We start from the raw sequence: 15,017 nt of genomic DNA on the forward strand, positions 1-15,017 counted from the left end.
TACCGCGCATGACCGCCCTTCCATCGCTCGGGATCAGCAGCCCCCCCGCCACCGCCGCCTCCCGCTTCAGCCGCGCCGGCCTCTTCCGCACGACGGGGCTCGCCCGCTTCGCCTGGCTGATCGGTGTCGGTTTCGCCGGGTCGGTCGTCCCGGTGGCCGCCGCCAGTGCGCAGACACTGCCGTCCGGCGGCCAGGTGACGCAAGGCCAGGCGAGCCTCGCGACCAACGGCAGCACGCTGACCGTGACGCAGGGCAGCGATCGCGCGGCGATCAACTGGGACTCCTTCTCGATCGGCAAGGGCAACAGCGTCGTCTTCGAACAGCCGACCAGCAACTCAGTCGCGCTCAACCGCGTCACCGGCGCCGACCCGTCCGTCATCCTCGGCAACCTGTCCGCCAACGGCAAGGTGTTCCTGAGCAACGCCAACGGCATCCTGTTCGGCAAGGGCTCCAACGTGAACGTCGGCGGCCTGATCGCCTCGACGCTCAACATCTCCGACGCCGATTTCATGGCGGGCCGCATGAAATTCACCGGCAACAGCCGCGCCAGCGTCCAGAACGACGGCACGATCACCGCCGATAACGGCTATGTCGCGCTGCTTGGTGCGAATGTCGGCAATGGCGGCGTGATCCAGGCGAATTTCGGCACGGTCGTGCTGGCCGGCGGCGAAGCAATCACGCTCGACGTCGCGGGCGACGGCCTGCTCAACGTCGTGATCGACAAGGGTGCGGTGAACGCGCTCGTCCAGAATGGCGGCGTGCTGCGCGCCGATGGCGGCCGCGTGCTGATGACCGCGCAGGCGGCCGGCGACCTGCTCCACACCGCCGTCAACAACACCGGCATCATCCAGGCCCGCACGCTCCAGAACCGCGCCGGCACGATCATGCTGCTCGGCGACATGAAGACCGGCACCGTGACGGTGAGCGGCGATCTCGACGCCAGCGCGCCCAACGGCGGCAATGGCGGCTTCATCGAAACCTCCGCCGCCAACGTCCGCATCGCCGACACGGTCCGCGTCTCGACCGTCGCGCCGCTCGGCACGACCGGCAGCTGGCTGATCGATCCGCAGGATTTCATCATCGGTTCGGGCGGCAACATCGCCGGGTCGACGCTCTCGGCGCAGCTGGTCAACACCAGCGTCACGATCAGCACGATCCCGGCCGCCGGCGACACCACCACCGGCAATGGCGACATCTTCGTCAACGATGCGGTTGCCTGGACCGCGGCGGGCGTCCCGACCACGCTGACGCTCAACGCGTTTCGTGACCTGAACATCAACAACGCGATTACCGCGACCAACGGCAACATCATCGCCTGCTGCGGCCGCGACATCAACGTCAACGCGCCGATGACGACCACGAACGGAAGCATTCTGCTGAACGCTGGCCAGAATGTGAACGTGTACCACGCGATCACCACGACGGACGGCAACATCGCGCTGTGCGCCGGGCATGACGTGACGATCGACGCCGCGATCACGCTGACCCGCGGCACGACGGTCCCGGCGCAGTCGCTCGGCCTGCCGGTCGGCCTCACACTCATCTCGGGCGGGGACGGCACCGGGCCCGGCATCAACGGCGGCACAATCGTGTTCACCGCGCTGGCGCCGCCCACTACGGTCACGGCCGCCCCGGTCACGATCAACTACAACCCGGTCTCCTATTCGACGCCGACCGATTTCTCGACGCGCTTCGTGCTGACCGAAGGGGCTGCACTCACGCAGCGGATGCTGCTGTTCCCGACCACAACGCGTCAGGAAGACGGCACGACCGACGTGACGTTCACGACCTTCAACACGACCGCCACATCCGGCTCGCCGACCGGCGTGACGGTCGTCGGCGCCGCGGACTCGACCGCGACGTTCGACAGCGCGAACCCGGGCACGGTCGGCATCACCTACACCGGCTACACGCTGGCCGGCCCGAACGCGGACCAGTATGCGCTGGCCGGATCCTGCTGCACCCCAGGCGTCTTCCGCACCACCGGCACCATCACCGCCGCCCCGACGCCAGTGCCAACTCCGGTCCCGACGCCCGTCCCGACACCGGTTCCCACGCCAGTGCCGACACCGGTCCCGACGCCAGTGCCAACTCCGGTCCCCACGCCCGTGCCAACCCCGGTTCCCACGCCAGTGCCAACTCCGGTTCCCACGCCAGTGCCAACTCCGGTCCCCACGCCAGTGCCAACACCGGTTCCGACACCAGTGCCAACTCCGGTCCCCACGCCAGTGCCAACTCCGGTTCCGACACCAGTACCAACTCCGGTCCCGACGCCCGTCCCGACACCGGTCCCCACGCCAGTGCCAACTCCGGTTCCGACACCAGTACCAACTCCGGTCCCGACGCCCGTCCCGACACCGGTCCCCACGCCAGTGCCAACTCCGGTCCCGACGCCAGTGCCAACTCCGGTCCCCACGCCAGTCCCGACACCGGTCCCCACGCCAGTGCCAACTCCGGTTCCGACACCAGTACCAACTCCGGTCCCGACGCCCGTCCCGACACCGGTCCCCACGCCAGTGCCAACTCCGGTTCCCACGCCAGTGCCAACACCGGTCCCCACGCCAGTACCAACTCCGGTTCCCACGCCAGTGCCAACCCCGGTTCCCACGCCAGTGCCAACTCCGGTCCCGACTCCGGTCCCGACTCCGGTCCCGACACCGGTTCCCACGCCGGTGCCAACTCCGGTCCCGACGCCAGTGCCAACTCCGGTGCCGACCCCGGTTCCGACACCAGTGCCAACTCCGGTCCCGACGCCAGTGCCAACTCCGGTTCCCACGCCAGTGCCAACTCCGGTTCCGACACCAGTGCCAACCCCGGTTCCGACGCCAGTGCCAACCCCGGTTCCAACGCCAGTACCGACTCCGGTCCCGACGCCAGTGCCAACTCCGGTCCCGACGCCGGTACCAACTCCGGTTCCGACGCCAGTGCCAACCCCGGTCCCCGACCTGCCGAACGCGATCCGTCCGTTCGTTGAGGTTCCGATCGTGCCGATCGGCTTCACGTTCGTCCCACCGATTGACGTCGTCGAAGGTGGCGTGAAGACACCACCCCCGCCCGCCCCGCCGGTTGTCGAAACGCCTGCCTACGTCCCACCGGTTACGCCTACACCGCCTGTCCGTCCGGTCGTGCCGGTCTACCCCCGCAAGCAGGCGCGGCATTGATATGGCACGCACCGTCAACCCACCGAGCAAGACGACGGCCCTCGGCTGGCGGCATGGCGCGGTGCGGCTGACGGCGGCGGCGTTCGGCCTGGTCACGATGTTTCAATTGCCAGCGTTCGCCGCAACACCGGCGACCGCCGTGCAGGCGCCTGACGGACCCACAGACAAAGGCTGGCCTGAAAGCGAAACGCTTTCCCGCGACGCCCGCGAAACCGCGACATGGGTCATGGCCTCGGGCGATAACCAGGCCATGCCCTTCATCATCATCGACAAGGTGAATGCGCGCGTTCTGGCGTTCGACGCGGCCGGCACGTTGCGCGGCGGGGCTCCCGCCCTGCTCGGCATGGCACGCGGCGACGACACCGTTCCCGGCATCGGTCAGCGCAAGCTCGCGACGATCACGCCGGCTGAGCGGACGACACCCGCTGGCCGGTTCCAGGCCGCCATTGGCCACGATCTGGAACAGGACATTCTATGGATCGACTATGACAGCGCGCTCTCGATGCACCGCGTCATCGTGGGTCGCCGCGTGGATCATCGCGCGGAGCGGCTTGCGTCCGCGTCCGTCGCCGACAACCGCATCTCGTTTGGCTGTGTCAACGTGCCGCCCAAATTCTACGACGACGTTGTGAAGCCGCTGTTCACCGGCACCGTCGGCATCGTTTACATTTTGCCCGAAACGAAGCCGCTCCGGACCGTCTTCGCAATCCCCGAACTCAGGCTGGCATCCCAATGACGGCCCCGCGCATTAGGCCGACCTTCGGCCAACTCGTCAGAGTTCAGCCCGCGAGATTCGCCTATTCTCGCAGTAACTATATCGAATAGTCCAAGTCATATTTAACTGGCATTACTGATAATATACAAATCATTCATTTTGGTGATTGCATAATTATGTCTCGTTTTATCAAACTTACGATAAACCTATATTTTATTTGATATCAGTCTCCGCTTTGTAACTTAACATACACTATACCTTTGTCCCTAAGTCCGGTCAGGGCGTCTTGAGCAGCCCGCTCGAGATGCACCACTGTTCGGATGCGAAAGTCGCGTAATGCTTGATCTCCGTAACCCATCGCGCCGTTTCGGCCCCAGCAGACATGGCGATGCATATGCGCCACGCGCAGCAGTCGCCTGTGCAATGCCGATGACGTTTCAACCCAAAGATCAAGGTAACCACGCCACGCCGACCGTGCGCGCGCCAGTTCAGTCACAACCACAACGCCCAGCACGCCGCAGCGCCCGCCTTCGTTTGGCCACCGGTTTCACCATGATGAAGCACGTCTTGACCTGCATCGCGGCGTCCGGTTTGCTATTCATTCCGCGGCCGGCCGCAGCGCAGCTTATCATCCTCCCGGGCGCCTTGCTGCTCGCGGGCTACCGCGCCACCTGCGGCCCGGTCGATACCATGATCCAGCCGATCGACGACATCGCCGCCGCCGCCCGCGGCCGGATCTACCTCCACCCCCGCGTGTTCGACCTGCCCCGCGCGCAACAGCTCTTCTGGTACACGCACGAGTGCGCGCACCAGATTTTCGGCCCGAACGAAGCCGCCGCCGATTGCTGGGCCGTGCAGCAGGGCCGCATCCAGGGCTGGCTGTCGCGCGACGAACTCCGCCTGCTCAAGACTTCCATGGAAAACTTCCTCGCCGACGCCACGCACCGCACCGGCGTCGTCAGGATCGCCTACATGGACAAATGCTACGCAGCCTGATCGCTGCAACCCACACCAAAACGGGGCAGGAATCACCCGCCCCGTCTTCCGATCCCCTAACTATCCTTCAGGATGGCAAGGGAAACGAACCGCTCGCCCCGCCTCAGAACTTCGTCCGCGCAGTCACGCCGAAGGTGCGCGGCTCGGCCAGATAGCTTGCGAACAGCTGGTTCGCCGTCACGCCGAACGCCTGCGTCTGCGCGACGCTGTTGGCGCCCTGGAACGGCGCGTTGAACGCCACCTGCTGATACTGCTTGTCGAAGATGTTCTGCCCCCACAGCTCCAGCGCCCAAGCGTTCGCCGGCCCGCGCAAGCCGATGCGCGCATTGACGACCGCGAACCCTTCCTGCGCCTTTTCCGGGAACAGGTCGGACCCGGTATTGTACGCCGACGTCATGCGCGTGTCGGCATAGACCAGCCCGTGGATGCCGCTGCTCGTCAGTTCGGGCGTCCAGGTGGCCGACACCGTTACGACATTCTTCGGCGAGTTGGACATCTGCCGGCCCGACAGTAGGAACAGTGCGGGGTCCAGCGCGACGCCGCTCGAACTACCGACCAGGTTCCGCCGGTAATGCGTATCGGCATAGGTGTAGCCCGCCGAAACCTGGAAATCGCGCACCGGGAACAGCGCTGCTTCGACCTCGACACCCTGCGAGATCACGCCGGCCTTCGTGCCGCCGGTGCAGGTGCCGGTCGCCCGGCTGTTGTCGGTATCGCCGCCGTTCAGGCTCGTCTTGCAGGCCGCGATGTTCTGCACGATGAAGATCGATCCGTTGAACGTGTTCAGCTGGAACGTCTTGAACTCCTGCCGGAACGCCGCGACGTTCAGGTTGAAGTGCCGGCTGCTGTACTTCGCGCCGATTTCATAGGCGTCGACCTTTTCCGGCTCGAACTGCAAACCGTCCGCATCGGCATTGGTGCGCGGGCTGAACACGCCGTTCGCGCCGCCCAGTGCCGAGCGGTCGAGGTTGAACCCGCCCGCCTTGTACCCCTTGGAATAGGATGCGTAGGTCAGCACCCGCGCGGTCGGCTTCCAAGACAGCACACCCGTGCCGGTGAACTCATCTTCCTTGCGCGTGCTGTTCAGGTTCAGCGCGTTTAGCGCCGGACTGCTGTTGCCCTGGCAGCTCAGCGTCACGATCCCGCCGGCGATCGCACCCAGTGCCGGGTTGGCGAGCAACGGCCCGAGCAGCGCCTGTTGCGTCGGACAGATCGTGTTGTCGTTGTTGAAATTCGCGTCGAACTTCTTCGTCTCGTTGGTGTAGCGCGCGCCCAGCGTGACGCTCAGCGTGTCGGTAATGTTGATGATGTTGTGCGTGAAGAACGCGTAGTTCTCGCTGCGCTGGTTGTAGACGGCGCGGTTGTCGCCCTTGTCGCTGATCGTGCCGAGATTATCGATCCCGCGCAGGATCGTCGGCGCCGCCGCTCCGAACGCACCGGTCAACGTCGCACGGCCCGCCGCACTCAGACAGCCCGGTGAACCAGGTGCGCGCAGCGCGGCCACCGGGCTAATCGTCGCGACGATGCGGCATGCCGCAAACTGGCCGTACTGCGTACCGAATTTGATGTTGTCGACGAGCCGTAGCTTCTCGTTCGAGTAGTAACCGCCGACAAGGAAATCGAGCACGCCGCTGAACGCCGAGCCCTGAAAGCGCGCTTCCTGGCTGAATGTCTTGAACTGCCGGTAATTGTCGCTGTCGTCACCGCGATAGACCAGGTCCGCCGCGGTGTAGTCGACGTCCGCCGCGCCGCCGGCCTTGTACTGGCGATACGCGGTGATCGACGTGAGCGTGCCGGGGCCCAGATCCCAGTCGAACTGGGCTGAACCGCCCCAGTCGGTCGTCAGATTCTTGTACGTCCGCCCAGGCGTGACCGAAACCTCACGGTTGTATGGATCGAGGTTCGCCTGCGTCGGAATGTTCGCACTGAAATACGGGTTGTTCAGGATGTCGACGATCCGGTTGGTCGCCGACTGCACGCTCGCTCCGTCCGTGTTGACGCCGCCGGTCGCGGATGCCGGGTTCGCGGTCGGGTCGACGCTCTCGCGCGTCGCCACGAACACCGCGCCGCAGCAGCTTTCGTTGCGTCGCGAATAATCGCCGATCAGCCGGACCGAGAAATCGTCGGAGGGTTCGTACAGCAGCTGCCCGCGCACGAAGTAGCGATTGCGGTCGTTGATCCGCGACTCGCTGTCGCCGCCCTGCGTCACGTTCTTGTAGAAGCCGTCACGCTTCACGTAGATCCCGTCCAGCCGGTACGCGATCCCGCTCTTGCCGATCGGGCCGCTGATGCCGCCCGACAGGCGCAGGAAATCATAATTGCCGTAGGTCGCCTCGCCGTAACCTTCCTGGGTGAAGGACGGCTTCTTCGACACGATGTTGATCAGGCCGGCCGACGCGTTACGCCCGAACAGCGTCCCCTGCGGACCGCGCAACACTTCGACGCGCTCGATCTCGCCCAGCTCGTTCAGGCCGGAACCCGTCCGGCTGCGATACACGCCGTCGATGAACACCGCGACCGAGCTTTCCAGGCCGGGATTGTCGCCGACCGTGCCGATGCCGCGGATCCGCGCGGACCCGTTCGCCTCGCTGCCGGTGGACGACACGAGCAGCGACGGCGCGAGCTGGTTCAGCTGGCGGATGTCGGTGGCGCCGCTGTTCTGCAGCGATGCGGCGGTCACCGCGGTCACCGCGATCGGCACGTCCGACAGCGGGCTCGCGCGGCGGGTGGCGGTGATCACGATCGTGCTCGGATCGTAGTTCGGGCTGTTCGGGTCGTTGACGCCGCTGGCGGCGGGCGATGCCGGGTCCGCGGGGACGATCGCACCGGCGGTACCGCCCAACTGGACCGCGCCGGCTTCGGTACCGGTCCCGGCGGGCCTGGTAGTATTGGCAGGGCTGGCTGGTAGAGTGCCACTATTGTCCTGCGCCATCGCTGGGGCAGAAATCGTGACGATACAGGTGGACAGCAGCCACAAGGCTTTACGCATCATCTTCTCCCGAACACTTTTTTGTTTTGTGTTGCCGTGAACGTAAAGCGATCTGTAAAGCGACGCCAGCCGAAACCGTGGTAATTTTAACAAAAAGGCAGTTTTGCGTCATGTTAGCAACAGACGAAAGTCTTTGCCGACGTTCGCGATTGCAGCATGACCAGCGTCGAGCCGGCCCTCTGACGCAGCGTCAATGCCGACCTACCGACAGCGCAGATGCAGAAAGGCCGCCCGCCCCGGCTTGGGGCGGACGGCCTCGACCGATCCGAAATGATACGAGTCGCGTTACTTGGGCGACAGCACCATCAGCATCTGGCGGCCTTCCATGCGGGGATGCTGCTCGACCTTCGCGGTCTCGACCACATCGTCCTGCACGCGGCGGAGCAGGTTCATGCCCAGCTGGCCGTGCGCCAACTCGCGCCCGCGGAACCGCAGCGTCACCTTGACTTTGTCGCCCTCGTCGATGAACTCGTTGAGCTTCTTCATCTTCGTATCATAATCATGATCGTCGATGTTCGGACGCATCTTGATCTCCTTGATCTCCTGCGTCTTCTGGCTCTTGCGGGCGAGGTTGGCCTTCTTCTGCGTCTCGTACTTGAACTTGCCGACGTCCAGGAACTTCGCGACGGGCGGATCGGCGTTGGGCGACACCTCGACCAGGTCGAGCCCCACTTCGCGCGCCTGCTCCATCGCTTCGCGCGTGAACATCACACCCAGATTCTCGCCGTTCTCATCGATCACCCGGACCTTCTGGCTCTGGATGAATTCGTTGAAACGGGGGCCGTTCAGCGGGGAAGGCGTCGGCGCGAAACCGCGGCGGGGCATCATCGGGGGTATGGTCGTTTCTCCTGTCGGACCGTTCGTCTATGCCACTGATATAGGCGATTTGGTGCCTTTGCGAAAGGGTGCCCGACCAAGAGAAGCGCCGGTAACGACCGATTGCTAGCCGTCCGCCCCGGCCAGTGCCGCCAGCGCATCGCCGATCTGCGCGCGCCGCACCGGTTCGCGCGTCATTTCCAGCATCGCGCTCAGGCTCGCCCGCGCCGCGGTGACCCGCCCGCCGGCCAGTTCCAGCCGCGCCCGCTCCCACCACGCATGGCCCGCACCCGGCGCGATCGTCGTCATCCGCTCGAACAGGGTCAGCGCCCGCCCTGCATGCCCGGCCTGTTCCGCGCGCGTCGCCTGGTTCAGCAGCAGGCGGACCAGCACCGACCGGTTGGACATCGGCGCGACCGCACCCGTCTCGTGCCGCCCCAGCAATGCTGCCAGCGCGGTCATGCCGATCACCATGCCGCTGCGGAACGGATCGATCAGTACGAACGCGCCGTCGCCACCGATCCGCACCAGCACATGGCCCGGCACGTCGAGCGCATCGGCCGTCCAGCCCATCCGCCGCGCGGTGGCGACATACAGGATCGACAGGCTGACCGGCAGGCCGCGGCGCCGTTCGATCACGCGGATCAGGTCCGCATTGGCCGGATCGTCATAGCTGTCGCGGTCGCCCACGAACCCGAACTGGCCGGCGATGACCTCCGCCAGCACGGCCGCGCGGGCCGGACCGTCGGTCGCCTCGCCACCCGCCGCGCGCACGCCGTTCGCGATCGCGGCAAGCAGGTCGATCGCCGGATCGATATCGACGCCGGGATGGTCGAGCGCGGCCAGGTCCAGCGCCGCTAGGTCGAGCGCAATCGCATCGTCGTCGACGAGGCCGAGGTGAAGCAGGTCATCTGTCATGACCTGAAGATGGGCGGTCGGACCCCCTTCGCCAACCGGTACCCGACCGATCGGGGTCACCCGCGGACCAGCACCGGCTGCGGCCGGGTCAGCGCCGGGTAGAAGCTCTGCAACGCCTTCACCTTCGGCAGGTCGTTGACCCGGATGTACGGTGAGTAGGGATTATTGACGAGGTAGTTCTGATGATACGCCTCGGCCGGATAGAAGCCCTTCATCGGTTCGATCCGTGTGACGATCGGTCGCTTCCACACGCCCGACTTGTTCAACTGCGCGATATAGGCGCGCGCCACCTGCGCCTGCGCCGGCGTGGTCGGCATCAGCGCGGAACGGTACTGCGTCCCGTGGTCCGGCCCCTGTGCGTTCAGCCGCGTCGGATCGGCCACGACCGAAAAATACACCTGCAACAGCTTGCCGTAGCTTACCACACGCGGATCATAGGTCACGCGCACCGCCTCGGCATGGCCGGTCTCGCCACCCGACACGGTGTCGTAATTTGCCGTGTTCGCCGCGCCATTGGCATAACCCGACACCGCCGACGTCACGCCCTTTACGCGCTGGTACACGCCCTGCACGCCCCAGAAGCAGCCACCGGCAAACACCGCGGTCTGCATCTTCGCCGGCACCGCCGGATCGACCGCCGGCACGGGCGTCCGCACCGCGACTTCGGCGGATGCGGCGGACACGGTGCTCAGCATCCCCACCGCGATGATCCCGGCGGCGGTGGCGGCAACGATGGAGGATCGGATGGTCATAGCAGGCCTCGTGGTTCACGCAATGTTCGTAGGAGTTACGTCGTGGCCCGCCCCCCCGGTTGCAAGGACCGCCGCGCCGCCCGGACAATCGGTCCAAACCCAACCGCAATGGCGGGTTCGACCGCCCAAATCGCGCAAAACGCCCGACGGGGTGACGATCCGCGCCGGGCTCGGTAAGGGGGTTCATGTCGCCGGCCACCCGTAGCGAAATCCGTGCCACGCTGGCGCTGGCGGCGCCGTTGGTGCTGACCAACCTGGCGCAGGCGGCGATCAACGCCACCGACGTCGCCCTGCTTGGCCTCGTCGGGCCGGCGACGCTCGCGGCCGGCGCGCTCGGCGTGAACCTCATCACCGCCTGCTTGTTCTTCGGCACCGGCGTGGTCACCGCCGCTTCGCCGATGCTGTCGCGCACGCTCGGCGCGCGGCCGAACTCGGTGCGCGAGGTGCGCCGCACGGTGCGACAGGCGCTGTGGTCCGCATTCGTGCTCGCCGTGCCGTTCTGGCTGATCCTGTGGCATGCCGCCGCGATCCTGATCGCGCTGGGGCAGGACCCGGCGCTGTCCCGCGCGGCGCAGGGCTTTGTCCGCGCGACGATGTGGGGGCTGCTGCCGGCCTACGGCTTCCTCGTGCTCCGCAGTTTCATGGCCGCGGTCGGGCGACCCGGCTGGACGCTCGGCATCGCGGCGCTCGCGATCCTGGCCAATGCGGGGATCAACGCGGTGCTGATCTTCGGCGCGTTCGGCATTCCCGCGCTCGGGCTGGTCGGCGCCGGCATCGGCAGCGCGATCGCCAACCTGCTGATGTTTGGCGGGCTGGCGACCGTCGTGTTGGTCGACCGCCGGTTCCGGCGCTACCATCTGTTCGGCCGCTGGTGGCGGAGCGACTGGCCGCGCTTCGGCCAGCTCTGGCGGCTCGGCCTGCCGATCGCGATCACGCTCGCGCTGGAGGTGACGGTCTTCAACGCCGCGGTGTTCCTGATGGGCCTGCTCAGCACCGCGTCACTGGCCGCGCACGCCATCGCGATCCAGATCGCCGCCCTCTGCTTCATGGTCCCGCTCGGCATGGCGCAGGCGGTGACGGTCCGCGTCGGCCTCGCCAGCGGGCGCGGCGACCGGGCGGGCGTGGCACGCGCCGGTTGGACGACGTTCGTGCTCACCACCGGGTTCATGTGCCTGATGGCCGCCGTGCTGCTCGCAATCCCGCGGCTGCTTGTCTCGGCGTTCCTCGACGTGAACGATCCCGCCAATGCGCAGGTGGTGGCGCTCGCCGTCTCGTTCCTGGCCATCGCCGCGCTGTTCCAAGTCGTCGACGGCGCACAGGCGGTCGGCGCGGGCATGCTGCGCGGGCTGCACGACACCGCCTGGCCGATGGCGTTCGCGCTGGTCGGCTACTGGGTTATCGGGCTGGGCGTCGGCGTCTGGCTCGGTTTCTACCGTGGTATGGCCGGGATGGGCGTCTGGATCGGCCTGGCGAGCGGGCTGGCGGTCGTGTCCGTGCTCATGATGGTCCGCTGGTCACAACGCGAACGGCTGGGCCTGTCATGACCGCTCCGTTCGTCCTGATCGACGACCAGCGCCCGGACGGCCACGCGACGCTCTACCGCGACCCGGTCCGCGTCGTGCAGGCCGACACGCCTGCCGACATCCCCCTCCTGCTCGACGCCCTGCGGCAGGCCCGCGCCGATGGCCTCCATGCCGCCGGCTACCTGGCCTATGGTGCCGGCGCGGCTCTCGAACCCCGACTGATGACGGCAGGCGTTGCCGGAATGCCGCTCGGCTGGTTCGGGCTGTTCGCTCACGGCGAGCCCGTCGTCGCCGCCGACTGGCTCCCCGACCCCGCCGGCGCCGCGACCGGCCCGGTCGTCCCGCGCATCGCCTTCCCCGACTACACCGCTGCGTTCGAACAGGTGCAGGCCGGCATCGCGTCCGGCGATATCTACCAGGCGAACCTCACCTTCCCCGCCGACATCCGCGTCGCGGGCGACCCGCTGGCGCTCTACGCCCGGTTGCGCGCGGCGGCCGGCGGCGGCTGGGGCGCACTGGTCTGGGACGGCGCGCGCCACCTGCTCTCCTGCTCGCCCGAACTGTTCTTCACGGTCGTCGGCGACCGCCTGACCGCCCGCCCGATGAAGGGTACCGCGACGCGTGACCCCGATCCGGCACGTGACGCAGCCGCCGCCAGCGATCTGGCGACGGACCCCAAGCAGCGCGCCGAAAACCTCATGATCGTCGATCTGCTCCGCAACGACATGGCACGGGTCGCGGTGGCGGGTAGCGTTGCGGTCCCCGACCTGTTCACCGTCGAAACCTATCCGACGATCCACCAGCTGACCTCCACCGTCACCGCCACGCTCGCGCCGGGCCGCGACGCGGTCGACGTGCTCGCCGCAACCTTCCCGTGCGGATCGGTCACCGGCGCGCCCAAGATCCGCGCGATGGAGATCATCGCCGCCGTCGAACCCTGGCCCCGCGGCGTCTACACCGGATCGATCGGCGCGATCGCCCCGGACGGCGACGCCGCGTTCAACGTCGCGATCCGCACGCTCCGGATCGACGCCGGCACCGCGACCGCCATGATGGGCCTCGGCTCCGGGATCGTCGCGGACTCGAACGTCGCGGCCGAATGGGCGGAGGCCCAGGCCAAGGCGCGGTTCGTCGGCACCGGCGCGCGCCCGTTCGACCTGATCGAAACGATGCGCTTCGATCCGCTCGAAGGGTTGTGCAACCTCGACCTTCACATGGCGCGGCTCGAACGATCCTGCGCCGCACTCGGCTTCGCGTTCGACCGCCACGACGTCCGCAACGAATTGCAGGCCGCCACCTTCCGGCTCGAATCCGACATGCGCGTCAGGCTGATGCTGGCGCGGTCCGGCGCGGTCTCGATCGTCGCCACCCCGCTGCCGCTCACCCCGCCGGGCCCCGTCGGTGTCGCTATCGTCCCGCTGCCGGTCGATCCCTCCGATTTCCGGCTAACCCACAAGACAAGCGACCGCGTTTTCTACGACGCGGCCCGCGCCGCGGCGGGGACGTGGGAGGTCCTGTTCGAACGCCCCGACGGCCGCCTGACGGAGGGCAGCTTCACCAGCCTGTTCGTCGGCTCCGCGGCCGCCCCGCTCCAGACGCCTGCGCCGGATGGCGGCCTGCTACCCGGCGTCCTGTGCACGCACCTGCTGAAGGAGGGCCGCGCGGAGACCGCAACTCTCACCCGCGACGACCTGCGCAACGGGTTCTTCGTCGGCAATGCGGTCCGCGGGCTGATCGTTGCGCGATTGGTGCCGTCGACCGGTTGAAAGCTGCGCCTGCACGGGCTATCGCGCCCCCGCCGGACGCCCCGGCACGCAAAGGCCCCGCGACATGACCACGACCTCCGCCAGCCTCGATCGCATCACGCCGTCCGCGACGCTCGCCATGACGAGCCGCGTGCTGGACCTGAAGGCGCAGGGCATCGACGTGATCGGCCTGGGTGCCGGCGAACCCGACTTCGACACGCCCGATTTCGTGAAGGATGCCGCGATTGCCGCGATCCGCGCGGGCAAGACGAAATACACTAATGTCGACGGCACCGCCGAACTGAAGGCCGCGATCGCCGCGAAGTTCCTGCGCGACAACGACCTGACCTACGCCGCCAACCAGATCAGCGTGAACGTCGGCGGCAAGCACACGCTGTTCAACGCGCTGGTCGCCACGGTCGGCGCGGGCGACGAGGTCGTGATCCCGGCACCCTATTGGGTCAGCTACCCCGACATCGTCGAATTCGCGGGCGGCACCCCGGTGATCGTGCCGGCCGGCGCGGATCAGCAGTACAAGGTGACCGCCGACCAGATCGAGGCCGCGATCACACCGCGCACCAAGTGGGTGATCCTGAACTCACCCTCCAACCCAACCGGCGCGGCGTACGGCGCGGACGAGCTGGAGGCGCTCGGCGCGGTGTTCCGCCGCCATCCGCACGTCATGATCCTGGCCGACGATATGTACGAACACATCGTCTATGACGGCTTCCGCTTCGCCACGATCGCACAGGTCTGCCCCGATCTCTACGATCGCACCCTGACGATGAACGGCTGTTCCAAGGCCTATGCAATGACCGGCTGGCGGATTGGCTATGCCGGCGGCCCGACCTGGCTGATCAAGGCGATGGCGAAGCTCCAGTCGCAGTCGACGTCCAACCCCTGCTCGATCGCGCAGGCCGCGGCGGTCGCGGCGCTCAACGGCCCGCAGGATTTCCTGGCCGAACGCAACGCCGCGTTCCAGGGCCGCCGCGACCTGGTCGTCCGGCTGCTGAACGCGATCCCCGGGATCGCCTGCCCCACGCCGGAGGGCGCGTTCTACGTCTATCCCGACGTGTCCGGCCTGATGGGCAAGACCACGCCGAAGGGCGCCACGATCGAGACGGACGAACAGCTCGTCACCTACCTCCTCGACGAAGCCCGCGTCGCCGCGGTCCACGGCGCCGCGTTCGGACTCAGCCCCGCCTTCCGGATCAGCTACGCCACGTCCGAGGCGCTCCTGACCGAAGCCTGCAAGCGCATCGCAACGGCGTGTGCGGCGCTGAGCTAAACCTTACAACAAGTCACAAGCCACCCCACCAACGCCGTTTGGTTCGAGCCTGTCGAGAACTCCGCGCTGAGTTCTCGACAGGCTCGAACCAAACGGGTCGGAGTGTGGGTCAAA

The 15,017-nt window shown here is 67.0% G+C and carries 10 protein-coding genes; 6 read left to right on the forward strand and 4 right to left on the reverse strand.

What is annotated here, in order from left to right; translation table 11 throughout:
* Positions 1-8 precede the first annotated feature (8 nt).
* From IEX50_RS09695 to IEX50_RS09705, 3 genes are all read left to right on the forward strand, one after another.
* Positions 9-3,161, forward strand: coding sequence for a two-partner secretion domain-containing protein (locus IEX50_RS09695; protein WP_188699455.1), 3,153 nt, complete (start codon positions 9-11; stop codon positions 3,159-3,161).
* 1 nt (position 3,162) lies between these two features.
* The gene (locus IEX50_RS09700; protein ID WP_198350657.1) at positions 3,163-3,897 is read left to right on the forward strand and encodes a L,D-transpeptidase; all 735 of its coding nucleotides are present in this window, start codon (positions 3,163-3,165) and stop codon (positions 3,895-3,897) included.
* Between the two features lie 534 nt (positions 3,898-4,431).
* A complete protein-coding gene (locus IEX50_RS09705) occupies positions 4,432-4,872 on the forward strand; it encodes a hypothetical protein (protein WP_184075114.1) in 441 nt (146 codons plus the stop codon).
* A 103-nt stretch (positions 4,873-4,975) separates the two neighbouring features.
* On the opposite strand, the gene IEX50_RS09710 is transcribed toward IEX50_RS09705, so the two are convergent.
* The 4 genes from IEX50_RS09710 to msrA all read right to left on the reverse strand — a co-directional run bounded on the left by IEX50_RS09710 (position 4,976) and on the right by msrA (position 10,347).
* Positions 4,976-7,861 carry a TonB-dependent receptor gene (locus IEX50_RS09710; protein WP_157176677.1) on the reverse strand — a complete coding sequence of 962 codons (2,886 nt, stop codon included), beginning with the start codon at positions 7,859-7,861 and terminating at the stop codon, positions 4,976-4,978.
* A 285-nt stretch (positions 7,862-8,146) separates the two neighbouring features.
* Positions 8,147-8,689 (reverse strand): translation initiation factor IF-3, encoded by a 543-nt coding sequence (gene infC, locus IEX50_RS09715; RefSeq protein WP_373285298.1) that lies wholly within the window; start codon positions 8,687-8,689, stop codon positions 8,147-8,149.
* Between the two features lie 114 nt (positions 8,690-8,803).
* Complete coding sequence (locus tag IEX50_RS09720; protein ID WP_157176676.1) at positions 8,804-9,595, reverse strand: transglutaminase family protein; 792 nt, start codon at positions 9,593-9,595, stop codon at positions 8,804-8,806.
* Positions 9,596-9,651: 56 nt separating this feature from the next.
* Complete coding sequence (gene msrA, locus IEX50_RS09725) at positions 9,652-10,347, reverse strand: peptide-methionine (S)-S-oxide reductase MsrA (protein ID WP_157176675.1); 696 nt, start codon at positions 10,345-10,347, stop codon at positions 9,652-9,654.
* Between the two features lie 185 nt (positions 10,348-10,532).
* On the opposite strand from msrA, the gene IEX50_RS09730 reads away from it, so the two are divergent.
* The 3 genes from IEX50_RS09730 (at position 10,533) to IEX50_RS09740 (ending at position 14,903) form a co-directional block, all read left to right on the forward strand.
* Entirely contained in the window at positions 10,533-11,891 is a 1,359-nt protein-coding gene (locus IEX50_RS09730; protein ID WP_157176674.1) for an MATE family efflux transporter, read from the forward strand.
* On the forward strand, positions 11,888-13,636 hold the full coding sequence (gene pabB / locus IEX50_RS09735; protein ID WP_157176673.1) for an aminodeoxychorismate synthase component I: 1,749 nt from the start codon (positions 11,888-11,890) through the stop codon (positions 13,634-13,636). Before IEX50_RS09730 ends, pabB begins: the two co-directional genes overlap by 4 nt.
* 64 nt (positions 13,637-13,700) lie before the next feature.
* Positions 13,701-14,903, forward strand: a complete 1,203-nt coding sequence (locus IEX50_RS09740; protein ID WP_157176672.1) for a pyridoxal phosphate-dependent aminotransferase — start codon at positions 13,701-13,703, stop codon at positions 14,901-14,903.
* The last annotated feature ends 114 nt before the right edge of the window (positions 14,904-15,017 follow it).

Source organism: Sphingomonas prati (assembly GCF_014643515.1).
GTDB classification, from domain to species: Bacteria; Pseudomonadota; Alphaproteobacteria; order Sphingomonadales; family Sphingomonadaceae; genus Sphingomonas_R; species Sphingomonas_R prati.